Raw genomic sequence first — 26,521 nt, forward strand, 5'->3', positions numbered from 1 at the left:
TTAGTCTCGTGGGCTGGTGGAAGAGCTTGAGAAGTTACGCACACAACTAAACCAAACCGAAAATTTCCGAAAGCATAAGGCCTAGTTTCTTATAGATTCGGCCTTTTAATGTCTGAACCGTTCGTGCTGAGCTTGTCGAAGCACACACCGCCTTTTGACAGGCTCAAGGCGAACGGAAACTTAATACTTCACAAGGCCGAATCAATAGTGTAGTAAATTAATTTTTTGAAGAGAGAATACCTTGCAAAACCAGGACATTGAGCGTTTAAAAACCATCGTACAAAGCTTACTGGATGAAGCCAAACAACAGGGGGCTTCGGCAGCGGAAGCTGGCTTAAGCCAAGAAAATGGCTTATCCGTTACGGCGCGTATGGGCGAGGTGGAAACCATTGAACACCATTGCGACCAAGGTCTGGGCATTACCGTTTACTTCGGCCAACGCAAAGGCTCGGCAAGCAGTACGGATTTGTCGCCGGATGCAATTAAGGAAACCGTGGGCGCCGCTTGCAGTATTGCACGTTATACCGGTGAAGATAAGTTTGCGGGCTTGCCGGATCGGGCGTTACTGGCTACGGAATTTCCCGATCTTGACCTCAACCATCCATGGCCGTTGACGGCGGATGAAGCGATTGCGTTGGCCATTGAATGCGAGGCAGGTGCCTTGGCTGTTCATCCGGATATTACGAATTCGGAAGGTGCGACGGTCAATACCCATCAAGGGATTCGTGTGTTGGGAAATAGCCTGGGCTTTCTTCAAGGCAGGTTGTCAACCCGCCATTCCATGAGTTGTTCGGTAGTGGCGCAGCGCGGCGACAGTATGCAGCGCGATTATTGGTACAGTGTTGCCAGAAATGCGAAAGCTTTGGAAGCCGCTGCGGCAATTGGCAACAAAGCGGGTGAGCGTGCAATAAGGCGTTTGGAGGCCCGCCGCTTACCTACCCAGCAATGCCCAGTGCTGTATTGCGCCGAAGTGGCTTCGGGTTTGCTAGGCTCCTTGGTAGGCGCGATCAGCGGGGGCAATCTTTATCGTAAGTCCACCTTTCTACTGAATGCGTTGGATACGCAAATATTTCCCGATTTTGTCCATATTTACGAGCAGCCCTTGCTTAAAGGGGGCTTGGGCAGTTCGGCTTATGACGGCGAAGGCGTTGCCACACAAACACGGGATATTGTGCGTGACGGTTACCTGCGAGGTTATGTGTTGAGCACTTATTCTGCCCGTAAGTTGGGCCTGCAGAGTACCGGTAATGCGGGCGGCGTGCATAATTTGTCCATTACAACAGGCGCACATGACTTTCGGTCCATGCTCGAACTGATGGGCACCGGCTTGTTGGTGACTGAATGTATCGGGCAGGGCGTTAATATGATTAACGGAAATTACTCCCGGGGCGCAGCAGGTTTCTGGGTGGAGCGTGGCGAAATACAATATCCGGTCGAAGAAATCACCATTGCCGGGAATTTGAAAGACATGTTCAGGAAAATCGTTGCTGTGGGCAATGATGTGGATTATCGGGGCAATATCCGCACCGGTTCGATTTTGATTGAACGAATGTCGATTGCGGGGGAATGATGTTTAAGGCGAAAGGCGAAAGGCGAAAGGCGAAAGGCGAAAGGCTGTTTTTAGCCTTGTGGTTTGTGCCTTGCGCCTTCGACAATTTCTCTTATCAACTCCGGGCCCCGGTATATAAGGCCAGTGTAAACCTGCACTAAACTCGCTCCTGCGGCAAATTTTTCCTGGGCATCATCGGCATTTAATATGCCGCCTGCAGCGATGATAGGTATTTTTCCCTGCAATTCCGCCGATAAGCCTTTCACGACTGCGGTGGATTTATCTTTGACGGGGTTGCCGCTCAAGCCGCCTGCTTCTTTGGCAAGTGGATGGTTGGCGATGTCTGTCCTGTCTATAGTGGTATTGGTGGCGATAACGCCGTCAATCTCAAATTCCAAAAGCAATTTGGCGATTCGGCTGATATCTTCGCCCGTCAAGTCGGGCGCAATTTTCAATGCCAGGGGTACGTATTTGCCGTGTTCCCGTTGGAGTTTAAGCTGCTCTTCCTTGAGGGTGGCAATCAACTTTCTGCTTTCGTCGCCTTGCTGTAACTGACGCAGGTTTTGTGTATTGGGCGAAGAAATATTGATTGTAATGTAACTGGCGGCAGGATAAGCCTTACGCAAGCCGATAAGATAATCATCGACGGCTTTCTCAATCAACGTATCAAAATTTTTGCCGATATTTATTCCCAAAATTCCCTTGTAGTTGCTTTTTTTAACTTGGGTGAGAAGGTGATCTATTCCCAAATTATTGAAGCCCATTCGATTAATGATGGCTTGATGCTCAGGTAGCCTGAACAAACGCGGTTTGGGATTGCCCGCCTGCGGCCTGGGCGTTACCGTACCGATTTCGATAAATCCGAAACCTAATGCCGCCAGCGCATCAATATAATAGCCATTTTTGTCCAGCCCTGCGGCAAGTCCGACCGGATTTTTAAAATCCAGGCCCATCACCTTGACCGGCTTGTCTTTAAGCGTTGGATAAAGCCGTTTACTTAGGCCAGAAACATAGGCGGCTTTTAATAGTTTAAGCGTAACCGTATGGGCGGTTTCTGCATCTAGCGTAAATAGTAGGGGACGGATTAAGGAATAAATGTTCATAGGTGGCATGTTATGGTTTTTGAGTACGGCAAACACGTGACTCTTCGGCAACCGATAGAATAGAACGCGGATGATGCTGACCTGACTGTTTTGCGTTTAATAATAAAGCCTTTAAAACCAGTTCTATCCGTGTTATTTCGTTATAGAGGGTAAAAGCTAAACCAACCTGTCTAACCGATAAGCGCCAGGATCAACTGAAGTGGGACGGCCTAATGTAAGGTCGGCCATCAACTGGGCCGATGCGGGCGCCATCGCTAGCCCGTTCCTGAAATGGCCGGCATTGATGCTTAAATTACTTATTTCATTGTGCTTGCCTATATAAGGTACGCCGTTTTGGGTGCCCGGTCTTATCCCGGCCCAATGCTTGACCAAAGGAAAGCCCTTTAAGGCGGGCAGTAATTTCAGTGCGAAGTCGTCAATTAGGTTTTTTGCTTCGGATGTTGTGGTTTTGTCATAGGTGTTTGTTTCAACCGTACTGCCAGCCAGGATATGCCCGTCTAAACGTGGTATGAGGTAGTGTCCATCATCTAGCACGATCCACCGCAAAGTGCCTGGTTTGGCGGCGTACAACAGCATTTGCCCTTTCACAGGTGTAATCTGGGGCCGATTATTTCGCAGGGCAGGAAAAAACTGGGCCATCAGTTGAGATGTCCATGCGCCAGCAGAAATGATTAGCTGGTTAATCGGCAATGTCCCTCGATTGGTGTCAAGTGAGGTGACCTTATTGTGCGAAATATTGACCGCATTAAGCCGACAGTTTTCTAGTAACTTGACGCCTTTTTGCAGCAGGTCTTGTTTTAGCGATTTAAGCAGTCGAGGGTTGCGAATTTGGGCGATATGGGGCAAATATAAAGGGTTTATAGTTGTGGCTCCCAGCTCATTGAAGCCATGATCAATTTCTTCAAACACAATGTTATTGTGATTGCACCAATTTATTGCGGCAGTTATGTCAGGAACTTTAGTCATTAATAAGCCGCAGGGATTCCATTCAGGATCGATCCCTGTGTCTTCAAATAACTGTGCAGCCAAATTCGGGTACAAGCCCAAGCTTTGCGTAACCAAGTGTGTAATGGCTGGATTTTGTCGCCAGGGATAAAGCGGCAACAAGATGCCGCCACCTGCCCAGGAAGATTCCTGTCCCAGAAACCCTTTGTCAATCAGGGTGACGGTCGCACCTGCACTAGAGAGTTCGCGGGCAGTCATCAGCCCTATAACGCCGCCGCCTATGACGGTAATGTCTACACTTGTTGTCATGGAAATGGTGGGGAATTGGAGGATTTCACTTGCTGATAAGGCTTTTTTAAATTAACCTAAAGAGTATCACAAAAATAACGGGAAATTATTGCGTAGTTATTTGTGATTATTGTTGCTGTTTGGCGACAATGCAACAAAATAGTTAGAAATGTATTTTAACCGGTTGATTAATAATAAAAAAATAATCCAATAAAAATTATACAAAAACTTGTAGAGATTCAATTTTACTGCTAGTATTAGCTCCGTAGGAAAGTTTTGTTGTAATAAAGCAAATTTTTGTAAAATAACAACCTCATGAGGGGGGAACAATGATGAATAAAACTAAACTGGCACTAAGCATTGCCACAGCTACTTTGACAGTGGCGGGTGTCTTAGTACCACAACAAGCGGTTGCGGGCACACGAGCCCAACACCACGCGGAAGCAGCGGCTATGGCCAGCAAAGTCGATGTCTTGGAAGCACAATTGCGCGCTATGCAGGATGAAATGAGCAGCTTGAGAGCCGCATCAGCCCAAAGCGGTGATTCAGCCAAAGTCCAGGAATTGGATGCTTGGATGCAAGAGTCAAAGGCTAAACCTGCCAAAGTCGTACACGACAACATGATCTTCTTCCGTGGCGGTTATGCACGTAATGACAGCAAAAGAAATGACCTTTTAACAGGCAATCAATTTGCGGGTAATGCGCTTGGTGGTAACGTAACCAACAAAGACGGTTGGTACGTTGGTGCTGGTTTCGATTTCGGCTTGACGGACGATGTCTGGGGCATGATGGCTAACACCGAAGTCGATGCCGAATTAATGTTTGAATACAAAAATTTCGGTGCAAAAGGCTTTAAAAATGCAGCGGTCTCGTCTGCGTTAAAAGCCCAACCTGGTGGTCAAACAAACAACAACCCATTATGTACACTGATTAACTTGGCGGCGAATGGTGGTACTGGTTCGGTTACAGGAGCGGCAGGCCAAGGGTCGTGCGACAGTGTCACTGTGAGCCAATTCACCGTCACGGCAGCACCTAAAATTAAATTCATGAAAGGCAGCAAATTCAGGCCTTGGCTTATTCCAGTGGGCTTAGGTATCCATGTTGTCAGCCCACCCTCTAACGGTGTAACCGTATTGAATCCAGGCATGATGTTCGGTACAGGTGCTGAGTATGCCTTGTGGAAAGACATCAAAATCGGTGCTGACGTACGTTACCATTTAACAGGAAGAAGTGTTGACGGTGTCAACACCAACGGCTTGACTGCCGGTGGTTACTTGGGTATAGGTTTCTAAGGAAACAGAATACGATACGGATATCGTCTAATAGGGATGTTAAAACAAAAGGGGGGCGTAAGCCCTCCTTTTTTTTGTCCCTTACTTTAAAGAGTTGGTTACTTACTGCCCTCGTTTAGTGGTATAAAGGCTTTGTCCAATACATTAAGATGGCTTGTTAGCTTTTTTAATCCAACCGAACAATTGAATGAAAAACCTGTATCCTGAAATAAGCCCTTACCGTACGTTTTTTCTTGACACGGGAAGCCAACATGCGGTCTACGTCGAGTTAAGCGGCAATGGCGATGGAATCCCGGTTGTTTTTCTGCACGGCGGCCCTTGTTCTGGCACTAAGCCCGACCATCGGCGGTTTTTTAATCCTGGTCTTTATCAGATTATCCTGTTCGACCAACGCGGTTGTGGGCAATCCTTGCCGTTTGGCGAACTGGCTTACAATACCACGCAAGATTTAATCGATGACATGGAGCGCATTCGGGTTCGGCTGGGCATCAAAAAATGGCTGGTGTTCGGTGGGTCCTGGGGTGGGGCATTAGGGTTGTTATATGCCCAACAGCATCAGGATAAAGTACTGGGGTTAATTATTCGCGGCGTGTTTCTGGCACGGCAGCAGGATATGGAGTGGTTTGTTACATTGGGTGCAAACCGCATTTATCCAGAGCAATGGCAATGCTTGGTTGATTGCGTTCCGAAAGATGCCCGGAATAATCTTGTAGGCGAATTATGGAATGCGATCAATGGTGAAAATACAGCGATAAAGGCAAAGGTCGCTAAGGAATGGCAAGCATGGAATGGGCAGTTGGCGATGGGTAAAGCTTACCAGCCGCAGAACCCAAATGAACCGGTTTCCGATGCGATGATAGAACAGGTTCGCATGGAGATCCATTACGCCTGTCATCATTATTTTATTGAAGAGAATCAAGTGATCGAGAATTGTGGCGGTTTACAAAACATTCCAACAACGATTATTCATGGGCGTTATGACCTCGTCTGCCCGATGGAAGCAGGCTTGAGCTTACACCATGCTTTGCCTAGGGCAGAATTCATTGTCTTGCCCAATGCGGGCCATGTCGCCCAACATGAAGAGATGATTGATGCCTTGGTCTCTGCAACTGACCGCTTTGCCGATCTCCACGCTATATAATGCAAAAAAAACGCTTGATCATTGCTATAACCGGTGCGACGGGTGCCGTTTATGGAGTCAGGATGCTCCAAGTTTTACGGGAGCAGGGCGAATGGGAAGCGCATTTCCTCATCTCGGATGCCGGCGTAGTCAGCTTAAAACATGAAATGGGCATGAAGCGGTCTGAATTGTCCGAATTGGCCGATGTCAGTCACGGAATTGACGAAATAGGGGCCAGCATTGCCAGCGGCGGCTTTAAGACGGAAGGGATGGTTATCGCACCTTGTTCGATGAAAACACTGGCTGCGGTGGCGCACGGTTTTGGGGATAATCTGATTTCGCGCGCGGCTGATGTCGTACTTAAAGAACGGCGCCGTTTGGTGTTAATGCCCAGAGAAACGCCGCTCAATCTAATTCATATCAGGAATATGGCGACAGTCGCTGAAGCTGGCGGTGTTATTTTCCCACCCATGCCCGCTTTTTATAACAAAACAGACGCGTTATCTGCGATGGTTGACGAAACGGTGGGGAGGGTATTGGAACTATTTGGCGTTAATGTCGAGGGTCTGTATAAGCCTTGGGAAGGGATGTGATTTTTAGCCGTTACCAAACAGTACGTAACCCAAGTAGCCCAATACACTGATCATAATGACGGCGGTCAGTGCCAACACAAGAGTGTATTTCCTGTCGACGTTGGCGTATTTTTTCTCGATGTCCGCCAGCCGATTGTCGAACTCGGGATAATAATCGTCCTCATAGTGATCTTTGGGATTTTTGTTGTGTGCCACCGCTGAAGGGACAAAGTCAAAATCTTCTTCCAACTCCTTGAGAAAAGCATTGAAGCGTTGTTCCAACTCCAATATTTGGGCATCCAACTGCTTATTCATTTTATCTTTATGTTCGTTTTCCATCGCGTATCATAACCTTGAATTGAGTGGGCAGATTTTGTGTTGACCAAATAGCTGTTTGTCCAATTATAGTACCAATAAAGAAATTTGCCTCTGTGTTTTTTTAATGTGAATCATTAAAACTGCCGTTTGTTAAGGATTCTAAGTGTGTGATGCGTCAAAGGTATTGGAGGTGATTTGACAAATCGACCTCTTGATCCTGGTTATATTCTTGTCGTTGCGAAATCCGCGCGTATGCTTGTGCAAGCGGCTCGGCAATCGGGAATGAAACCGTTAGCGATTGACCTTTGGGGTGATAAAGACACGCAATGTTGTGCAGAAGAATCGCAACAAATCCCTTCTTTAGCAGAAGAACATTTGCTTCCGGCCCTTGAGTACTTCATTAATAGGTATCCGGTAACTCGAGCAATTTATGGCAGTGGTTTTGAACGCTGCCTCAAGAGTTTGGCTTGCATCAATGATCGCCTGACATTACTTGGAAACCATCCTGATGTTTTTGCGAAGCTGCATGATAAAACCGCGTTTTTCTCGTTATTAGGGACATTGGGGATACCTTATCCCGACGTTTCGTTCCATAGACCAAATTCAAACGAGGGCTGGCTGATTAAGCCCACGCAAAGCCAGGGCGGGGTGGGGATAAGGCGATATCGGCCAAGTGAATACATCGAAGAACCAAACTATTGGCAAAAATATCAAGAAGGCGAGCCGCATTCGGTATTATTTCTTGCCGATGGCAACCGCAGCCAAATTATAGGATTTAATCGGCAATGGGCTGTCGCGTTGAGTAAAAAAGATGAATTTATTTTTTCAGGGATAATTAACAGCACTGACTTAGCCTGTGAGCAAAAACATCGACTAAGCGAATGGTTGGATGTGCTAGTGTCGGCATTATCACTCAAAGGGTTAAATTCCCTTGATTTTATTCAATACCGGCAAGTCAGTTATGTGCTAGAGATAAACCCCAGGCCGCCTGCCAGTATGCAATTGTACGATGCCGACTTATTTACCCGTCACCTCAAGGCGTGTCAGGGTGAATTGCTAGAACATCACCCAAACCCGATTGGTTTTAAGGGGTATCAAATCCTCTATGCGCAGGATGAAATGCAAATTCCCGATGGTTTTATATGGCCTGAAGAGGTTGTGGACATACCCCATGCGGGCAGCATAATTAGTACGGGCCAGCCGATTTGCAGTATTATTACGCAGTCACAAGAACCGGATAAGGTTCTGGAGCAATTACGAATTAGGCAAGAATTTATCATCAACGAACTGAACAGGTTTCAAATTCATGGAATATAGCGCCAGCGTCAATAAACTAGCCCAACCTTTAGTGAAAGCCCTGCTCGATAATGCTGCCGCCCTGCGGATAGGCGTTGAGCAATTAAAGAACGGTTGTACCGTCATTGATGCCGGAATCCAAGTGCCGGGCGGACTAGAATCCGGACGCATTATCGCCGAAATCTGTATGGGAGGATTGGGCAAGGTATCGATTAGCCAACGTGCATACACGGAGAATTGGCCTTTATCGGTGAATGTGACTTCCAGTAATCCGGTGCTGAGTTGCCTGGGCAGCCAATATGCGGGCTGGAGTTTGTCCCATGAAAAATATTACGCACTGGGTTCTGGGCCTGCACGCGCCATGGCTACCAAGTTGAAAGAGGGCAAGCAGGAGCCGGTGGAAGAGTTGTATAAGGAGTTGGCTTATCAAGATAAGGCCGAAAGCGCTGTTCTGGTTATAGAAAACGATGCTATCCCGCCTATTGAAATTGTCGAAAAAGTGGCTGCCGCCTGCAACATCGCCCCATCAAAACTGACGATTATCGTCACGCCTACCAGCAGTTTGGCGGGGTGTGTGCAAGTGGTGTCGCGGGTGCTGGAAGTCGCTATGCACAAGGCCCATGCGCTGCATTTTCCTTTGGAAAACATTATAGACGGCAGCGGCAGTGCACCCGTGTGCCCGCCGCATCCTAAGTTTGTCAAGGCGATGGGGCGCACCAACGACGCGATCCTGTTTGCAGGACAAGTGCATATTTTTGTCAAAGGTGCAGATGAAGCGGCGCAACAATTGGCGAATGACTTGCCCAGTTCGACATCGAAAGATTACGGCAAGCCGTTTGCCGAAATTTTTAAGCAATATGAATATGATTTCTTCAAGATCGATGCCATGTTGTTCAGTCCTGCTTCGGTGATTGTGACCGCAGTGGAATCCGGCAACAGTTTTCGTGCAGGCAAGTTGGATAATGCTTTATTGGACCAGTCATTTGGGGCGTAGCCGTCTCTATTGCAGCAATGTGGTATTACTTCTGTAAGGTTGCCGTTTCCGCCCTGGTTATTGTGGCGATTTCGGAAGTTGCCAAGCGCAATAGTGGTTTTGCTGCGTTGCTTGCGTCTTTGCCGCTTACTTCATTGTTAGCGATTGTCTGGCTGAGGGTTGAAGGTGCTGAATCGGCCCAGATCGTCGAGCTCTCACAACAAATATTTTGGCTGGTATTGCCGTCTTTGCTATTATTTGTGCTCTTGCCCATGTTGTTAAAATGCGGCATTACATTCTGGGTAAGTTTAGGTCTCGCCAGTTCCGCGACTATTCTGTGTTATTTCTTGATGATTCTATTACTGCGCCGATTTGGCGTGTCGATTTGAATTTCTATTGCTAAGGACAAGACTGATCGTGGGACGAATCGCTATTTTTACCGACGATCCAGGTTGGCATGGCAAGATGCTTAAGCTAGCGTTTGCCAAACTTGGATTTAGCAGTGAGTTTGTTTCCCTAACCGAATGCAAGCTCAACCTTCAGCAAGGTTTAACCCCAGTCATTATCCCTAGCTTTGAACAAACGCTTCCCGATGCCGTATTTGTGCGCGGTGTGCCTGGTGGGTCGTTGGAGGAAGTTGTCCTTTATTTGGATATTCTCCATGCCTTAAAGTTGTTGGATATTCCGGTTTACAACGATGGGCGTGCGATAGAACGCAGTGTCGATAAGGCCATGACCAGTTTTTTGCTGCATCAGGCCGGATTGCCGACGCCGTTGACCTGGGTGCTGCGAAATCGTGCCGATGCCATTCAGGTTGCCGATCATGAATTAAAAAATGGGCATTATCTTATCACTAAGCCTTTATTTGGCTCGCAAGGCGAAGGCATTCGTCGAATAGAAAAAATGACCGACCTGTTTTGGCTGGCTGCCAGCAACGGTGTGTATTATTTTCAGCGCTTTGTGCATTGTGCGGGCGATGGTTTTTCGGATTACCGCGTTTTTGTCATCGATGACCAAGCCGTTGCCATTATGCGGCGGCGTGGCAAATCTTGGCTGAACAATGTTGCACGCGGAGCGGCTTGTGAGGCAATAGATTTGGATCCGGCGATCACTGAACTTGCTGTGCAAGCGGCTAAGGCATTAGCTATGGATTATGCAGGGGTTGATATTATCCAAGATAAGGCGGGGGTATACCTGGTGATTGAAGTGAACAGCATTCCCGCCTGGAAAGGGCTGGAGAGCGTAAGCCACATCAGTATTGCCTCGTTGCTGGCGGAGGATTTAGTGAATCGATATATAAAGTGTGGGGCGTCAGGGGCTATCGCCGCAGTCTCATGATAAGCAAGGACAAACTGGTCGATCTTTATCGGCAAGCCTGCGAAACCGAATTGCAAGCCTTCAAACCCGGCAATGTCAGTGTTTATGCCGCTGGCCACGGTATGTCGGTCGATGATTTTCGGGTCAGTGCCGTAGTCAGTGCCGAGCCTTTATGCAATACTGCCTACAGCCTAGGCGAAAAGATATTTAACGCAGTTAAAGCGACACAAGAAGCCGTCGGCTGTAATACCAATCTTGGAATCCTACTGTTATGTGCGCCGATTGTTCAGGCGGCAAGCCAAATCAATGTCGACAAATCATTAAAGCAGGCAATCGAACAAGTATTGGCAACTACAACGGTCAGCGATGCAGACTGGGTTTTTAAGGCAATAGCGCTGGCTTCACCGGGTGGTTTGGGCAAGTCCGATGAGCAGGATGTCCATGATTCCGCAACCGTCACGCTGGCACAAGCCATGCAACTAGCCGCCGATAAAGACCGGATAGCCCTGCAGTACGTTAGCGGTTACAAAGATATTTTCGATTTCGCCGTTTTCAGGTACAATGCGAGGCTAAGTCAATGGAGAGACAGAAGTTGGGCGGCAGTCTTCGTGTATGCGGAGTTGCTGGGCCAGTATCCCGATAGTCATATCGAAAGAAAACATGGGACTAAGTACACAGAATGGGTTGCAGCACGGATGCGGCAATTTCTTGAAGAGTTTGGTCAAGCAACTGACCCAACGCAGTCAATGCAAACGCTTTATTGCTTGGATACAGAGTTTAAATCAAATGGTGTTAACCCTGGCACTACAGCTGATATGACTGTAGCGACTATATTGACGGTGCTTATAGAGGAGTGTCTTAGCCAACATAAACACTGACAAATCTTCAGCAAGTTTTTTCAAACCAAACATAAAGTTAGTAATTCTATTTCAATTCTTCAGAGGGGAATAAAAACATGGCGAAAATCAATAAAATGGGCGTTGGTGAATCATTGGTGGGTGACGGCAATGAAGTGGCCCACATCGATTTGATCATCGGACCAAGAGGTTCAGCAGCAGAATCAGCGTTTGCAAACTGCTTGACCAATAACAAAGATGGTTTCTCAAGCCTGTTGGCTGTGGTTGCTCCTAACTTAATGGTTAAACCAGCAACTGTAATGTTCAATAAGGTCACCATCAAAGGTGCAAAACAAGCCGTACAAATGTTTGGCCCAGCGCAACGCGGCGTAGCTATGGCTGTTGCTGATTGCGTAGAAGACGGCACCATCCCTGCTGATGAAGCGGATGACTTATTTGTGGCTGTCGGTGTATTCATTCACTGGGCTGCTGAAGACGATGCTAAAATACAAAAATTCAACTACGACGCGACTAAAGAAGCATTGCAACGCGCTGTCGCTGGTTCGCCAACAGCTGCTGAAGTGGTCGCTGGCAAAGCCGCTGCAAAACATCCGTTTGCGCCTAATTGAGCAAGCCGTTTTGGGAATGCCTATAAATCGGCATTCCTAGAAAGCAAAGATGTTAAAAATACCCCGCCTAGTCGGGGTATTTTTTTGCCTGTCATTTTGACTGTAGGTGGATAATGTCATCAAGGTTGATTTTGCCGTTGTGCAGGGCCGTGGCCACCAGGGCTTGTTTTATTCCTATAGAGCCTAAGTCTTTTAAATCCTGGCTATCCCTGATTCCCCCCGCAGCAATGAAATTGTGTTGGGGATGCTGCTGACGGTAAGTGGTTAAGCGTCCAAAATCAGGACCTTGATTGCTGCCCACTTTGGGTAAATTCATGATAATAATACTTTCAGGCCATAATTCTGGCTTGGAAAACAAGGATTTTGGGCCCATTTCGCCTGTTATCGAATAATCCAGGGATAGAATAAACGGGTTCCCAAAGGTTTTTATTTCAGAAATATTTTCATCATCGAAAGACTCGCTCCCCAACACGGGGCGATAATTGGGCAATTGTTGGAAATCGCGATTGCACAAGGGATAACCGCCGTCTATCCAAAATACGATAGCCGGGAAAGCCGTCAGGACATCGCCCAACAAGCCTGAATTATCGCCTTGCCGTGTAATCGCATTAAGGTCGGCAATATACATAGCCGGAAAATGAAAAAGCCTCCAGAACGCATCGACTACCTCAAAAATATCTGGAGATTTGCAAATCACAGATTTTAATGGCGCGTAGTCGTCACGATTTCCCTGTTTGGCGTGGACGGCAATGCCATTTTTGAGGTCAATGACGGGGATTATCTGCATGAGGTTCGGTACTCAATCCGTTGCAAGCGCGCTTAATGGTAAAATCCCTGGCATGAAAAAATTAAAAATTCTGGTGTTTGAGTATATCACTGGCGGCGGCTTTAATAAGTCGGATCTTCCCGAATCCCTCGCTAGGGAAGGCTTGCTGATGTTACGGTCTTTGCTTGACGGGCTTTCAAAGATAACTTCTGTTGAAGTATTCATCATGCTGGATTCCCGTATGGTTGAAAATCTACCCCATCAATTGAAAAATAGTCATATTATTGATTCAGAAAAAAATTGTCACCAAGAATTTACCCGGCTGACGGCATTGTATGATGCCGTTTGGCCGATAGCGCCGGAAAGCGGCTCCATTTTGCAAACCTTATGTGAAGAAGCGGAACGGTCAGGAAAAATCTTGCTGACATCCCCTGCCAGTGCTGTTGCCGTTGCCGGAGATAAATGGCTGACTTATGGGCGATTAAAGGAACATTCGATTGCTACCGTGCCGACGCAACGCTTAGCCGATTTTGGTTTCACGTCCGGCGAATGGTTAATAAAACCCTTCGATGGGGTGGGTTGTGAAGATAGCTATTTAGTCACAGATCACGATGCATTTGCCACGATAACGGCCAATCTTGATAAGGGGAAATATCTTGTCCAGCCCCATATTCCAGGCGAAAAAACCAGTTTGTCCTGTTTGTTTAAACAGGGTCGAGGGTGGTTGCTGTGCGCTAATCGTCAGCATTTCGACCTTATCAATAAGCAATATCGTTTGGCCGGGATCACCGTGAATTTCACTCCCGATATTTCCCAATACCGGCATTTGCTTAACGAAGTTGCAAAAGCAATGCCCGAATTGTGGGGTTATGTCGGCATTGATTTGATAGAAACGTCCGATCAAATTCTTGTCCTGGAGATCAATCCACGCCTTACCTCATCGTATGTAGGTCTGAATGAGGCGCTGGGTGTTAACTGTGCCGAAGCTGTCCTGGGTTTGCTCGCAGGCGATCCACTACTGCAACCGACGCGAAATCAACCGATTTACATCACAATAACCGGGAAGGAAAACGATGCCAACTAACATCATGGGCTGGGACATTGGCGGCGCCCACCTCAAAGCCGCAGTCATCCAGTCGCCTTCAGGGGTCGTGGCCGTATATCAGCGGCCTTGTCAGTTGTGGAAGGGCCTGGATAAGCTCCATGAGTCCGTACAAGACATCCTAATCGAAACGGATATGCCGATTAGTCGCCATGTGCTGACCATGACGGGTGAATTGGTGGATTTGTTCGACGGCAGGGATGATGGCGTAAAAAAAATCCTGGCGGCGATGCAAAATCTCTTGCCTAATGGCGAGGTAATTGTCTATGCAGGTAAGGATGGCTTATTGGGGATAAGTGAAATTCAACCCAGCCATTGCGGCAATATCGCGTCAGCCAATTGGCTGGCGAGTGCAACTTGGGCTGCACATAAAGTGGATAAGGGTTTGTTCTTGGACATTGGCAGCACCACGACCGACATTTTATTGTTAAATGGCGGCAAGGTGTTGGCCCAGGGCTATACCGACTACGAACGCTTAATTTCCCAAGAACTGGTTTATACCGGCATAGTCAGGACTGCCGTGATGGCAGTCGCACAGTCCGCCCGAGACAAAGGCAACGACGTGGGGTTAATGGCAGAATATTTTGCGACGATGGCGGATGTCTACCGATTAACCGGGGAATTGAATGAATGGCATGACCAATGCGAAACGGCCGATGGCGCAGGGAAGACCGTAGCGGCCAGCGCTAAACGCCTAGCTCGGATGATAGGTTGCGATTATGACGAGAATGAGCTTCTGCGTTGGGAATTGTTTGCCGCCAACCTTCGATCCCAGCAATTGGCAAGAATCCAAAAGGCTTGCGAACAGCAAATGAAGAGGATTCCGTTACCAAGGAATACGCCTTTGATTGGTGCTGGCGTAGGCAGGTTTTTGGTCAAACAATTAGCGCAAGATTTGGGTTGCACTTATTTGGATTTTTCGGACTTATTTTCGGGAGCGGTAGTCCAAAATGGTGCCCATGATAAGGCTGATTGTGCAGCGGCGGTCGCTGTGGCTTGTTTGGAAAGTGAATTGATGACGCGCGTAGTTTAGTTGACAGGGCGATTAACAAGCCACGGGTCGCAATAATCGGCTGGTGACTGACATACAGCTGATTGGCGGTCCATCTTGTATTTCGACATAATCTTGAACACACTCAACTTCACGGCTAATTATTTCCCTCTGGGGCAATCAGTGCGCGACCAGGGATAATCCGATCCCCGTGTTTGGTTTCTAGCGCTTCGGTATCCCATCAAAAGACCGCTATTTGCCGCCAATGCTACATCAATACCAAGAAAAGCGGTGGACTGTTGAAACAAGCTAATCACCGATGCTGAGAGGTTATTGGGGTGATATTTCATAACTTTGTTGCCTTACATTTTTGTTGATACAATGACGCGCACACTAACCAGTAACCAGGACGGTTATGCCTTACTTCGCCAACCAAGCAGCTTGGATCCGTTACGGATTGGCAGTGCTGGCGGTTGCCTTTGCTGCCATCGCGGTACGCTATGTTCCGATTATAAGAGAAACCGGGCATGGCGAGTGGATAGTGTTCTTTTTTGCAGTAGTCATAACCGTATTTTGTTGCGGTGCATTATCTGGGCTGCTGGCAATAGGCTTATCCTTAGTTGGGGTTAACTGGCTGGTCTTGCCCTCAGACTGGATTAGCCATCCGTTATGGGCGATCACCTTAAATTTGGGATTTAGCCTTTTATCCGCGATTATCCTTGCTATCTCCAACTCCCAACAAAAACTGTTCACAGCGCTAAGTGAAAGTCGGCAAAATTTTGAACTTGCCCAAGCAGTCGGCCAAATAGGCAGTTGGCGCTTCAATGGACAACCTAATAAAGTGTATTGCTCTGCCGAAACTTATCGTATTTTCGGTATTCCCGAAGGGTCGGCAGTAAGCTATGAAACATTTCTTGCCGCCGTGCATCCGGAAGACACGGCCTATGTTGCCGAAGAGGGCAAAAAGGCCTTGAGCGGCCAACCTTACGATATCGAACACCGGATTGTCATTGGCGACGAAGTCAAATGGGTCCATGAAAAAGCGGTCTTGGACTTTTCCAAAGACGGGAAATTACTGGGAGGCTTCGGTATCGTTCAGGACATAACCGAGCGTAAAAAATTAGAACTGGCGACGCAAACAATCCATGAACGCTACGAGCTGGTGCTGAAGGGTTCACAAGGCGGTATCTGGGATTGGGATGTCGCTACCAATCATGTTCATTACTCCATCCGTTGGAAAACCTTACATGGTTATCCTGTTGACGAAGACCTTTATGAGCTTGGCGTTTGGCGGGACAACATCCATCCTGACGACGAAGGCCGTATGATGGCAGGATTGGAATTGCACCTTGCAGGTAAAACCCCCGTATTTAACGAAGAATACCGAATACGTTGTAAGGATGGGACATGGAAGTGGATATTGGACCGCGGCATCGCCAAAAGGGATGAGCTAGGCAACGTTGTCAGGATGGCAGGGTCGGAGATAGATATTACCGCCAGAAAAATTGCCGAAATGGAATTATTCAATCGGGAGAAGGAACTGGAGATCATCATGAACCTGAGCCCGAACCTGGTCGCTTATCTGAGTACTGATTTCAGGTATCTGCGTATCAACAAGACCTACGAAACTTGGTGGGACAAAGAGCCAGGACAAATACTTGGCCGCGAAGTGCGGGAAGTCGTCAGCGAACAGGCCTGGAAAGATATCCAGCCCTATATGGAGCGGGCGCGGTCAGGGGAAGCGGTCAGTTTCGATTACCATGGCGCTGTTGATCGCTGGGTACACGTTGACTATGTCCCCGATATCGATCCGTCGGGCAATGTAAAAGGGATTGTAGTGAACGTTGCCAATATCACGGAACGTAAGTTGGCGGAGCAAAAACTGCTCGAACAGGAAAACCAGTTAAGCCTAATTATGAACCTAATGCCGGCACTGATTTCTTATATAGATACCGATTTCAGGTATATCCGTGTCAATAAGACCTACGAAGAATGGTTTGGTGTCGCTATGGAAGATGCTATCGGCCATACCGTCAAGGAAGTCGTTGGTGAAAATATCTGGAAAATCGCTGCCCCTTACCTTGAATGTGCACGTGCAGGCGAGATTTCTGGCTATGAAGAAAATCATGTTTACAAAAACAATGTCTCTCGCTGGGCAAAGGTAACTTTTGTCCCCGATAAGGATGAAGCCGGAATCGTCAAGGGTATCGTTGTACATGTAGCCGATATTACTGAACTTAAAAATGCCGTAAAAGCAATACAAGAACAGGAAAATGCATTGCGTCTCATCATCAATGCAATGCCGGCATTAATTGCCTATATTGATACCGATTACCGTTATGTACGGGCAAATTCGACCTACGACAAATGGTTAGGTATTCCTGCAGAACGTATTATTGGCAATGAGATCAAAGATATTATCGGAGAAGATGGGTGGCAAAAGATCAAGCCTTTTATAGAGAAGTCCATGGCTGGCGAGGAAATCCATTGCGATTTCCTGATGCCTTATAAAACCGGAAAACCGCGTTGGATTCATGTCAATTATGTCCCGGACATGGACGCTTCCGGCCATGTTAAAGGTATTGTGGCATTGGTAGTGGATGTCGGTGAAATCAAGCAAGCGCAGCAGGAAATTAGCATATTAAATCAAAGGCTGCAGCACCGAATCGATGAAATGCAGGCGATTTTCGACACCGCCCCCATCGGTTTAGCAATCAGCGATGATCTGGAAGGCAAGCATATCCAAGGGAATTGCGCACTGGAAGAAATGATGGGCTTACCTTTGCATAGCGAACTTTCCTTTAGAAGCATCCCGGCCAATACTTATCATGTCTTTGAAGCAGGCCATGAACTGACTGTCGATGAATTGCCTATGCAGCGGGCGATCTGCGGCGAAGCGGTAATCAACCAGTTTCTTGATATCCATAGGCATGACGGCCAGGTTGTCGCAATTATTTGCAATGCTAAACCGTTAGTAAACAATGGCCAATCAATACGCGGAGCGGTCGGGGCTTTCCTTGACGTAACGCAATTTAGGGCTGCAGAAATAGCGTTGCGTGAAAGCAGAGAGCGGCTTCGACTTGCCCAAGAAGCCGGGGCGTTAGGTATCTTCGATTACAATCTGGCGAGCGGTGAAATGCAATGGGACGAACGCCTCCGGGAGCTTTGGGGTTTGGCGCCCAATACCCCTGTAACGCTTGACACTTGTAAAATCGGGGTTTATCCCGAAGACCTTGCAAATATCGAAAATGCATTGGCTCTGGCGTTAGATCCTCAAGGAAATGGCGAATACTCTGTCGAATACCGCATTGTCCGCCCTTCTGATAATCGGACATTCTGGATAGCCGCTTTCGGGGCGGCCACGTTCGCTAACGGCAAACCGGTACGGCTGATAGGGTTCGCCCAAGACATAACCGAACGCAAGCTTGCAGAAGCCAAGCTCCACGATACTGAGACGCGACTTGGTATTGCGATGGCTGAACTGAAAGCGGGTTACTGGGACTGGGAGCTTGAAGGAAATAAAGTCTTTTATTCAACAATATGGAAGCAGCAACTGGGGTTTGAAGACCATGAATTGCCGAATCGGTACGAGGAATGGGAAAGCCGCCTACATCCAGACGATAAGGCTAATGTCTTAGAAGAAGTCAAAAAGTATATCAACAATTTGATGCCAAATTATGAGCTGGAATTCCGCCTTAAGCATAAAGACGGTACGTATCGGTGGATTCACAGTCGTGCGGCATTAATTAACGACCAACATGAAAAGTCAGTGCGCATGGTGGGTATCCATCTGGACATTACGGATTTCAGGAAGGCGAAGGAGTTGGAGCAGCAACGTAAAACGCTGGAAAAAACGTCCCAGTTACATATTGCTAGCCAGACAGCGGCGGCTATCGCCCACGAACTGAACCAACCGCTTACTGCCGCCTCCTATTTTGCCGATGCCGCCGTAAAAATGCTCCAGGGCGGTAATGCGGACTCAAATCAGCTTAGCCATGCCCTGAAAACCTGTAGCCAACAGGTTCACCGTGCCGGTAAAGTTATTCCCCAACTGTTAGGGCTTTTGTATAAAGGGGAAACCAGCATCGAGCCTTTCAATATCAATCGATTGCTGAATGATGTTCGGCAGTTTATTGATGCGGAAAAAACGTTTGACAGATTTAAACTACTGTTGAATCTCGATTTCGATTTGCCAGCCGTTAAGGCCAACCGGTTACAGATCCAAAAGATTCTGATCAGTCTCATTAATAATGGCCTGGAGTCCATGCTTGACAGCGGCAAAAGCTCGGGGGGGACGCTGACGGTTAGCACCCGCCGTTCAGCGGACGACCCAAATATGGTGGAGATAAGCGTATATGATGAAGGGGTTGGCGTGTCCGATGATAGCCAACTAAAAATGATTTTCCAACCCTTTTATACCACGAAAAAAACGGGCATCGGGATGGGGCTTACTATCTGCCGCAGTTTAATCGAAGCGTATGGGGGTGAAATATGGGCGGAGAAGAACGCCGATGCCGGAATTAGTGTCAAATTTACCTTACCGCTTATTTCATGACTACCGCTCCCTGTGTTTACATTGTTGATGATGATGGTGCAGTCCGAAATGGGCTTCGCATGTTTTTAGAAACCGCCGGCCTGAAGTGCAAAACCTTTGCCGACGCAGAGCAGTTTCTTGCACAGTATCGCCCAGAAGGCTCGGGTTGCCTGATACTTGATGTCAACCTGCCGGGTTTGAATGGCCCCCAATTGCAACGCGAGTTGAACCGCCTTAAAATCCGTTTGCCAATCATATTTCTCACCGCCTATGGTGACATTCCCATGTCGGTTCGAGCTATCCAAGCGGGTGCGGTTGATTTTTTGACTAAACCCATCCAAAGTGATGCGTTGATCAAACGTATTCTCGAAGTGCTGGATCAAGAAGCCGAGAAAGAAATATCCATGGACAAGGAGCAAGGCTTTCATGGCCTTGTCAACACCCTTACCGAACGTGAGATGGAAATATTGCCGCTAGCCATAGCGGGTATCCCCAATAAAGAAATCGGCCATCGGTTAGGCATCAGTCACCGTACTGTTGAAGTTCACCGGATACGGATCTTAAAAAAAACAGGCTGCCAAAACTTCTTGGAACTGTCACGCCTGTGCGAAATAAACAACTTTGCATTAAAGACAAAGATTTGATGTTTCAACACTAAAACCTCCTGCTTACGGGCATGTATGGGTAAACCTTATGGCTTATAAGCAGGGTCAGTATCCTTAAAAACTGTGACCTTGATCAACCGTGTAAGTGCTTGCACTTATAGAAATATCAGGATTCTCAGCTTAAATTAAGTCTAATAAGGAGTCTCCTGAAATATCCAGCCTGACCTAATTCAGGGTTATTTTTGGCCCACTACCTTAAAAATTCCCCGCCTAATCTATTTGGCCGGAAATCCTTAACAATTGGGGCTGATTCACTAACTTAGCCTTAACTTTTAACGCGTAGAATGAATAAGGGACTCTTCCATGTTTTTTTTTGGTAACGCAAAGGCACTACAATCCCGTATCAATGAGGCAGTAAAAATCGTAGACAAAATGTCATTAGGCGATTTTTCTATACCTATCGACACTTCGGGTGGCGACGCGGTTGCCCCGCTGATGCAGGCACTGAAAAACAGCCTGGTCATTCAAGAACGCCGCATCTCGGATGGCAGGCGTGAATCCGACACTAACGTTGAGTTACGGGTTTGCCTTGAGTTGACGAACAGTTACCTGGAACGCATCGCCCAGGGCGAAATTCCACCGAAAATCACGGACGACTTCCCTCGCGAATGCCGCGCCCTTAAAGACAACATCAACGCTACTATCGACATGTTGGGCAAGGCGAGCCGCATGGCAGTCGAAAATCAGCGCGTAAAAGCAGCCCTGGACAATGTCACCACCAATGTCATGATCGCCGACAACGACCGTAACATCACTTACATGAATAAGTCAGTGGCGGAAATGCTGGCAAACGCCGAAACCGACCTGCGCAAAGTCTTGCCCAACTTTAATTCTTCCCGGCTATTGGGCTCAAACATGGACCAGTTCCATAAGCATCCGGAACACCAGAGGGGCTTGTTGGCTAATTTCACCAACACCCACCGGGCCCAGATAAAAGTGGGTGCGAGAACTTTCCAACTGACCGCCAACCCAATCATCAACGATCTAGGCCAGCGCTTAGGGTCTGTCGTCGAATGGGCCGACCGTACCGAAGAAGTGGCGGCGCAACAAGATGTCAATACCTTAGTCGAAGCCGCTATCGCCGGGCAGTTGTCCAAACGTATCTCGCTAGACGACAAAAATGGCTTTACCCGGGATATCGCCGAAAAAATCAACCAGATGCTGGATGTCATAATAGGCCCGTTCAATGTTGTCGGTAATTACCTCCACCAGATTGCCGAAGGTGTCTTGCCGGATCGAATCTCCGATGACTATCAAGGTGATTACGACACGTACAAAAAAAGCATGAACCGGACGACAAGCATCCTCAAAGGCTTTGTCGAAAGCTTACAGTACGTGACTAACGAACAAACAAAGGGCGATATTGATACCTTGATCGACACCTCTCGTTTCCGGGGCTTTTATCAAGCCATGGCGCAAGGCGTCAATGACATGGTTGTCGGAAACATCCAGGACAACAATAAAGCCATGGCCTGCGTCAAAGCCTTCGGTGAAGGCGATTTCGATGCACCGCTAGAACGTTTCCCAGGCAAGAAAGTTTTCATCAATGACACCATTGAGCAGGTCCGTGACCATATGAAAGCACTTATCGCAGATACGACGATGCTGTCCGAAGCCGCCCTGGATGGACGTATTCAAACCCGTGCCGATGCCAGTAAACATCTAGGCGATTTCAGAAAAATCGTGGAAGGCATCAACGCCACACTGGAAACGATAGTTACGCCCATAATCGCCGTCAAGGTGGCAGTGGATTCCATTAACACCGCCGCTAAGGAAATATCCGCCGGTAATGCCGATTTATCGCACCGCACTGAACAACAGGCCGCCAGCCTGGAAGAGACGGCATCTAGCATGGAAGAGCTGGCTTCCACAGTTAAGCAGAATGCCGACAACGCACGGCAAGCCAACCAAATGGTATTGACGGCATCGGATGTGGCAATCAAAGGCGGCAGCGTGGTGCAGCAAGTAGTCGGTACCATGTATTCCATCAACGAAAGTTCCCGCAAGATCGTCGACATTATCAGTGTGATTGACGGCATTGCCTTACAGACCAATATTCTTGCACTTAATGCCGCCGTCGAGGCTGCACGGGCAGGCGAACAAGGCCGTGGCTTTGCGGTGGTGGCGAGCGAAGTACGCAATTTGGCGCAGCGTTCTGCAGCGGCGGCCAAAGAAATCAAAGGCTTGATCAGCGATTCGGTCGAGAAAGTCGAAGACGGCAGCAAATTAGTGGGCGAAGCGGGCAAGACCATGGATGAAATTGTGTCCTCAGTCAAACGTGTCGCTACTATCATGTCGGAAATTGCCGCTGCATCCGCTGAGCAAAGCGCTGGTATTGACCAAGTTAACCAAGCGGTGACCCAAATGGACGACGTTACCCAGCAGAACGCTGCACTTGTTGAACAAGCAGCCGCTGCTGCCGAGTCACTGGAAGAACAGGCATCGGCCTTGAGTGATACCGTCGCTCAATTTCGGCTTGATTCAGAAATCCGATCCCCCAAACGGCCCGTTGCTAATTTACGGGTTGTTCCGCAAAAAACAACGCCTCGACTACCCACGAGCACCATTCAAACTCGTCAGCAAAATGATGATGATTGGACTGAGTTTTAGATTACACAATTGTAACGGGATAGAATCCGTAAAATTTTTGACTAGCTAATTGATTTTTATAATAAAAATACATGAAATGCCATTTTTAAGATAATTTTTTGAGGTGTTAAGTAATTATCGGCCTTGACATTCGCAGCAGAAAATCAATGATTGTTTACCCGATAGTTGAGTATTGATTGTTTCAAGATACGAACTGTTTAACATAACAGATAGTTACAAAAAGGCTAACCCAATGCCACGATTGAATAAATTATGCCTTCCCATCAAATAATCGGCTTTAGGTTAATTCTATCTGTATTCATGCCAGTACTGGCATTGTATTTTCAATGGATGATCTGGCCGCAATTACCCCTGCTGAGGTGGCTGTTTTTTTATCCTGCCGTAATGTTAAGCGCCTGGATAGGAAGATTGCTGGGTGGGGTCATTGCAACCGGCCTTGTCGCTATCTTTGACGTGTATTTTTTCGAAGACCCGCAATTCAGTTGGGACATTAACGGTTATCGTCATTTTTTCCCGATAAGCTTATTCATCGTTACAGGACTATTATTTAGTTTGGTTTTTGAACGGTTCCGTCGCTCATCTGCAGAGTTACAGCGGATCAAAGCCCTAGGGCTTGATGTTGAATACAAGCGCTTGACACAAGCGCTTTACGCCGCAAAGGCTGGAGCCTGGACATGGAATCCAGCAACGAATGCCAACGAATGGAGCGAGAGCATTTGGCAACTTTACGGAATAGAGCCTGAGAGCTGCCAACCCTCCTTTGAAGCCTGGTTTGCAACTGTCCATCCTGATGACCAACCTGCCGTGAACGCAGAGATAAGCCGTGCCTTAAAACAGCATGATGAGCTAACTCTGGAGTGGCGGCTTGCCAAGTTGATTGAGGGTAAGGAGCGATGGTTAATGGCGCGTGGGCTGCCAGAATTGGATGAGCAAAGCGGACAGGTGCTCTACCGTGGGATTGTTATCGATATCAGCGATCGCAAACAGATTGAAAAAATGTTAATGAAGAAAGAACGGCATCTTTCTGAGTCACAAGCGGTTGCCCACATTGGCAGTTGGGAAAGGGACATCGAATCGGGACGTGTCATCTGGAGCGATGAAACCTTCCGATTATTAGGGCTCTCGCCCGAAACAGGTCACCCGCCCACGATGAAGCAGTTTCTTGAGTTGATTCATCCAGACGACCGCACTGCAGTCGCAACTTGGGATGAAGATTGCCTGGCTGGCAATAAATCAGCGCCTATCGAATACCGCACCTTCCCCAAAGCAGGAGAGGGGCGATGGCTTTTGGAAGCCGGTCTATTGGAAACCGACATTTCCGGCAACCCAGTGCGCATGATCGGCACCATCCAGGATATCACGGAGACCAAACGCCTGGCTGCCGAAACTCGACGTTGGATCGATGTATTTCACTATTGTGCACACGGCATTGCAATCGACGACCCGAAGACTCAAACCCTGGTTACCTGTAATCCTGCTTTTGTAAGTTTATTGGGTTATGCCAAGCCGGAAGAAGTTGAGGGCATGGCAATTTTATCCCTATACCAACCTGAAAGTGTCGAACAGTTAAAAACTTACACAGTCGTCGCCGACCAGTTTGGCAAGGTACGGTTTGAGGCTGTATTTCAACGTAAAGATGGTTCCAGCATGGATGCGCAAGTCGATCTTGTCAGTATCAAAGATACTTTTGGCAATATTCTTTACAGGATAGCGACTGTACAAGATATCACTGAACGCAAAAAAACAGAAAATCAGCTTCGGAAGCTTGCCAAGGCTGTCCAGCAAAGTCCAGAAAGCATCATAATCACTGACAGTAACGGCTATATTGAATACGTAAACGAAGCGTTTTTCAAAAATAGCGGTTACACGCTAGATGAGGTTATAGGCCTTAATCCGAGGATATTAAATTCGGGTAAAACGCCTGTAGCGACTTATACCGACCTTTGGAAAACCATAAGCGGCGGACAAACTTGGAGTGGTGAATTCATCAATAAACGCAAAGACGGCACTGAAACGTTTGAACTTGCCAACATTACGCCCATACGCCAATCCGACGGAAAAATCACCCATTACGTGTCCGTACAGCAAGACATTACCCATAAAAAACGTGTTGCCGACGAGTTGGAAGAACACCGCCACCATCTTGAAGAACTGGTGGTGAACCGCACTCAAGAACTGATTGCCACCCAAGCGCTGGCTGAGTCCGCCAATAAAGCAAAAAGTGCTTTTCTGGCCAATATGAGCCATGAAATCCGCACGCCGATGAACTCGATCCTCGGTTTAAGTTATCTGATGCAAAAAAGCAGGCTTTCGACCGACCAAAAAAGATATCTCCAACAGATTGATATTTCGGCACAACATCTGCTGTCTATCATCAATGACATTCTGGATCTGTCAAAGATTGAGGCCGGGCAAATGACGCTGGAAAAAATCAACTTTAGCCTAGAAGCCATTTTTGACAACATCAACTCGATGTTAATCGGTCAAGCCAGGCAAAAAGGCATCGCCCTTGAGTTTGATTGCGGCGATGTCCCCGCCTGGCTTTGTGGCGACCCCACTCGCCTGCGCCAGGCGCTTATTAACTATGCCGCAAACGCCCTCAAATTTACGGAAAAAGGGACAATCAGGGTTCGTGCAAAAATACTCAGAGAGAAAAATAGCGACTTATTGTTGCAATTTGAAGTCCAAGACACGGGTATCGGTATCCCGCAAGAAAACTTGCCTCGCCTGTTTGAGGCATTTAATCAAGCCGATATTTCGACCACTCGACAATACGGTGGCACTGGATTAGGGTTGGCGATAACGCGACATCTCGCGAATGCGATGGGGGGCGATGCGGGTGTGGAAAGTACCTTAGGGCTAGGCAGTGTATTTTGGTTCACTGCGGCTCTCCAAAAAGGGCAAGATACCGCCCAAGGACATCGCCTTCCCGAAGTCGCAAATTCTGAGGAGTTGTTAAGGCTCAACCATACGGGTGCACGGTTGCTGTTGGTGGAAGACAACGTCATTAATAGGGAGGTTGCTTTAGCACAGCTGCACTCCGTCGGTCTGTCAGTGGATAAGGCGGAAAACGGCCGAATCGCTTTAGATATGATCAAGAACTATCCCTACGATTTAGTGCTGATGGATATTCAAATGCCTGAAATGGATGGGCTTACGGCAACTGAAATAATTCGTGCCCTGCCTGGTTTTAGGAATCTTCCTATTATTGCAATGACTGCCAATGCTTTTAGCGAGGACAGGAATGCCGCTTTAGCGGCGGGAATGAACGACTGCATCGTTAAACCGGTTGTTCCCGCATTACTTTACAGTAAATTGTTGCAATGGCTATCCGGCGGTGGGGAAAACCTTACAACCTAAGATTCATCGTAGAGTGCCCGGTAGTTTTTAACGTCATGAAGCTAGAACTTAATAGGACGGTTTCAAGGTTAAAGTGTAGATAACACTGGATAATGCTGCTTAAAACCAAATGCGTCCGGTGTAAACAATTCGGCTGGGCATTTGAAACCTAGTGTTTGCGTAGCAGGATGTTTAGCTTAGCTGTGCATCTAAATCTTCTTGGGTGGGTAGGGTTAAATTTTCATCTTTGGGCAGCTATTGTCCTCTGTCGGTTTC

20 protein-coding genes are annotated in these 26,521 nt (G+C 47.6%); 16 read left to right on the forward strand and 4 right to left on the reverse strand.

Going from position 1 to position 26,521, the window contains the following annotated elements; translation table 11 throughout:
* Positions 1-241 precede the first annotated feature (241 nt).
* Positions 242-1,570, forward strand: a complete 1,329-nt coding sequence (gene pmbA / locus MGMO_RS11390) for a metalloprotease PmbA (protein WP_023495201.1) — start codon at positions 242-244, stop codon at positions 1,568-1,570.
* Positions 1,571-1,620: 50 nt separating this feature from the next.
* Here the strand turns inward: pmbA and MGMO_RS11395 are convergent, their stop codons facing one another.
* Positions 1,621-2,652: a quinone-dependent dihydroorotate dehydrogenase gene (locus tag MGMO_RS11395; RefSeq protein WP_023495202.1), complete on the reverse strand. Its 1,032-nt coding sequence runs from the start codon at positions 2,650-2,652 to the stop codon at positions 1,621-1,623.
* 156 nt (positions 2,653-2,808) lie between these two features.
* A complete protein-coding gene (locus tag MGMO_RS11400; protein WP_023495203.1) occupies positions 2,809-3,906 on the reverse strand; it encodes an NAD(P)/FAD-dependent oxidoreductase in 1,098 nt (365 codons plus the stop codon).
* A 308-nt stretch (positions 3,907-4,214) separates the two neighbouring features.
* Here MGMO_RS11400 and MGMO_RS11410 point away from each other — a divergent pair, with 308 nt between their 5' ends.
* The 3 genes from MGMO_RS11410 (at position 4,215) to MGMO_RS11420 (ending at position 6,890) form a co-directional block, all read left to right on the forward strand.
* The gene (locus MGMO_RS11410) at positions 4,215-5,177 is read left to right on the forward strand and encodes a hypothetical protein (protein WP_023495204.1); all 963 of its coding nucleotides are present in this window, start codon (positions 4,215-4,217) and stop codon (positions 5,175-5,177) included.
* Between the two features lie 187 nt (positions 5,178-5,364).
* Positions 5,365-6,318, forward strand: coding sequence for a prolyl aminopeptidase (gene pip, locus MGMO_RS11415; protein ID WP_023495205.1), 954 nt, complete (start codon positions 5,365-5,367; stop codon positions 6,316-6,318).
* Complete coding sequence (locus MGMO_RS11420; RefSeq protein WP_152976346.1) at positions 6,315-6,890, forward strand: UbiX family flavin prenyltransferase; 576 nt, start codon at positions 6,315-6,317, stop codon at positions 6,888-6,890. Before pip ends, MGMO_RS11420 begins: the two co-directional genes overlap by 4 nt.
* 3 nt (positions 6,891-6,893) lie before the next feature.
* Here the strand turns inward: MGMO_RS11420 and MGMO_RS11425 are convergent, their stop codons facing one another.
* On the reverse strand, positions 6,894-7,208 hold the full coding sequence (locus tag MGMO_RS11425; protein ID WP_023495207.1) for a hypothetical protein: 315 nt from the start codon (positions 7,206-7,208) through the stop codon (positions 6,894-6,896).
* A gap of 174 nt (positions 7,209-7,382) precedes the next feature.
* Here MGMO_RS11425 and MGMO_RS11430 point away from each other — a divergent pair, with 174 nt between their 5' ends.
* From MGMO_RS11430 to fae, 6 genes are all read left to right on the forward strand, one after another.
* Positions 7,383-8,504 (forward strand): ATP-grasp domain-containing protein, encoded by a 1,122-nt coding sequence (locus MGMO_RS11430; RefSeq protein WP_023495208.1) that lies wholly within the window; start codon positions 7,383-7,385, stop codon positions 8,502-8,504.
* Positions 8,494-9,477: a methenyltetrahydromethanopterin cyclohydrolase gene (mch, locus tag MGMO_RS11435; protein WP_023495209.1), complete on the forward strand. Its 984-nt coding sequence runs from the start codon at positions 8,494-8,496 to the stop codon at positions 9,475-9,477. Before MGMO_RS11430 ends, mch begins: the two co-directional genes overlap by 11 nt.
* Positions 9,478-9,494: 17 nt before the next feature.
* Positions 9,495-9,845 carry a DUF3147 family protein gene (locus MGMO_RS11440; RefSeq protein WP_023495210.1) on the forward strand — a complete coding sequence of 117 codons (351 nt, stop codon included), beginning with the start codon at positions 9,495-9,497 and terminating at the stop codon, positions 9,843-9,845.
* Positions 9,846-9,873: 28 nt separating this feature from the next.
* A complete protein-coding gene (locus tag MGMO_RS11445) occupies positions 9,874-10,794 on the forward strand; it encodes an ATP-grasp domain-containing protein (protein ID WP_023495211.1) in 921 nt (306 codons plus the stop codon).
* Positions 10,791-11,651, forward strand: coding sequence for a triphosphoribosyl-dephospho-CoA synthase (locus MGMO_RS11450; RefSeq protein WP_023495212.1), 861 nt, complete (start codon positions 10,791-10,793; stop codon positions 11,649-11,651). Before MGMO_RS11445 ends, MGMO_RS11450 begins: the two co-directional genes overlap by 4 nt.
* A gap of 77 nt (positions 11,652-11,728) precedes the next feature.
* Positions 11,729-12,238, forward strand: coding sequence for a formaldehyde-activating enzyme (gene fae, locus MGMO_RS11455; RefSeq protein WP_023495213.1), 510 nt, complete (start codon positions 11,729-11,731; stop codon positions 12,236-12,238).
* Between the two features lie 91 nt (positions 12,239-12,329).
* Here the strand turns inward: fae and MGMO_RS11460 are convergent, their stop codons facing one another.
* Positions 12,330-13,025: a HisA/HisF-related TIM barrel protein gene (locus MGMO_RS11460; protein ID WP_023495214.1), complete on the reverse strand. Its 696-nt coding sequence runs from the start codon at positions 13,023-13,025 to the stop codon at positions 12,330-12,332.
* A 52-nt stretch (positions 13,026-13,077) separates the two neighbouring features.
* Here MGMO_RS11460 and MGMO_RS11465 point away from each other — a divergent pair, with 52 nt between their 5' ends.
* From MGMO_RS11465 to MGMO_RS11490, 6 genes are all read left to right on the forward strand, one after another.
* Positions 13,078-14,088: an ATP-grasp domain-containing protein gene (locus MGMO_RS11465; protein WP_023495215.1), complete on the forward strand. Its 1,011-nt coding sequence runs from the start codon at positions 13,078-13,080 to the stop codon at positions 14,086-14,088.
* Positions 14,078-15,139 carry a hydantoinase/oxoprolinase family protein gene (locus MGMO_RS11470; protein ID WP_023495216.1) on the forward strand — a complete coding sequence of 354 codons (1,062 nt, stop codon included), beginning with the start codon at positions 14,078-14,080 and terminating at the stop codon, positions 15,137-15,139. Before MGMO_RS11465 ends, MGMO_RS11470 begins: the two co-directional genes overlap by 11 nt.
* A 373-nt stretch (positions 15,140-15,512) precedes the next feature.
* Positions 15,513-19,652 carry a PAS domain S-box protein gene (locus MGMO_RS11475; protein ID WP_023495217.1) on the forward strand — a complete coding sequence of 1,380 codons (4,140 nt, stop codon included), beginning with the start codon at positions 15,513-15,515 and terminating at the stop codon, positions 19,650-19,652.
* Positions 19,649-20,275 (forward strand): response regulator transcription factor, encoded by a 627-nt coding sequence (locus tag MGMO_RS11480; protein WP_023495218.1) that lies wholly within the window; start codon positions 19,649-19,651, stop codon positions 20,273-20,275. The genes MGMO_RS11475 and MGMO_RS11480 overlap by 4 nt, the downstream gene beginning before the upstream one ends.
* Positions 20,276-20,599: 324 nt before the next feature.
* A complete protein-coding gene (locus MGMO_RS11485) occupies positions 20,600-22,906 on the forward strand; it encodes a methyl-accepting chemotaxis protein (protein ID WP_023495219.1) in 2,307 nt (768 codons plus the stop codon).
* Positions 22,907-23,158: 252 nt separating this feature from the next.
* On the forward strand, positions 23,159-26,266 hold the full coding sequence (locus MGMO_RS11490; protein WP_023495220.1) for a PAS domain S-box protein: 3,108 nt from the start codon (positions 23,159-23,161) through the stop codon (positions 26,264-26,266).
* Positions 26,267-26,521: the final 255 nt, after the last annotated feature.

This window comes from Methyloglobulus morosus KoM1 (assembly GCF_000496735.2).
GTDB lineage: Bacteria > Pseudomonadota > Gammaproteobacteria > Methylococcales > Methylomonadaceae > Methyloglobulus > Methyloglobulus morosus.

Bases quoted from the DNA above. Each gene is read 5' to 3' on its own strand.
- MGMO_RS11450 (WP_023495212.1), top strand. From the start codon at position 10,791: ATGATAAGCAAGGACAAACTGGTCGATCTTTATCGGCAAGCCTGCGAA.
- pip (WP_023495205.1), top strand. From the start codon at position 5,365: ATGAAAAACCTGTATCCTGAAATAAGCCCTTACCGTACGTTTTTTCTT.
- MGMO_RS11490 (WP_023495220.1), top strand. From the start codon at position 23,159: ATGCCTTCCCATCAAATAATCGGCTTTAGGTTAATTCTATCTGTATTC.
- MGMO_RS11400 (WP_023495203.1), bottom strand. From the start codon at position 3,906: ATGACAACAAGTGTAGACATTACCGTCATAGGCGGCGGCGTTATAGGG.
- MGMO_RS11475 (WP_023495217.1), top strand. From the start codon at position 15,513: ATGCCTTACTTCGCCAACCAAGCAGCTTGGATCCGTTACGGATTGGCA.
- fae (WP_023495213.1), top strand. From the start codon at position 11,729: ATGGCGAAAATCAATAAAATGGGCGTTGGTGAATCATTGGTGGGTGAC.
- MGMO_RS11460 (WP_023495214.1), bottom strand. From the start codon at position 13,025: ATGCAGATAATCCCCGTCATTGACCTCAAAAATGGCATTGCCGTCCAC.
- MGMO_RS11470 (WP_023495216.1), top strand. From the start codon at position 14,078: ATGCCAACTAACATCATGGGCTGGGACATTGGCGGCGCCCACCTCAAA.
- MGMO_RS11465 (WP_023495215.1), top strand. From the start codon at position 13,078: ATGAAAAAATTAAAAATTCTGGTGTTTGAGTATATCACTGGCGGCGGC.
- MGMO_RS11425 (WP_023495207.1), bottom strand. From the start codon at position 7,208: ATGGAAAACGAACATAAAGATAAAATGAATAAGCAGTTGGATGCCCAA.
- MGMO_RS11480 (WP_023495218.1), top strand. From the start codon at position 19,649: ATGACTACCGCTCCCTGTGTTTACATTGTTGATGATGATGGTGCAGTC.
- MGMO_RS11440 (WP_023495210.1), top strand. From the start codon at position 9,495: ATGTGGTATTACTTCTGTAAGGTTGCCGTTTCCGCCCTGGTTATTGTG.
- mch (WP_023495209.1), top strand. From the start codon at position 8,494: ATGGAATATAGCGCCAGCGTCAATAAACTAGCCCAACCTTTAGTGAAA.
- MGMO_RS11395 (WP_023495202.1), bottom strand. From the start codon at position 2,652: ATGAACATTTATTCCTTAATCCGTCCCCTACTATTTACGCTAGATGCA.
- MGMO_RS11485 (WP_023495219.1), top strand. From the start codon at position 20,600: ATGTTTTTTTTTGGTAACGCAAAGGCACTACAATCCCGTATCAATGAG.
- MGMO_RS11410 (WP_023495204.1), top strand. From the start codon at position 4,215: ATGATGAATAAAACTAAACTGGCACTAAGCATTGCCACAGCTACTTTG.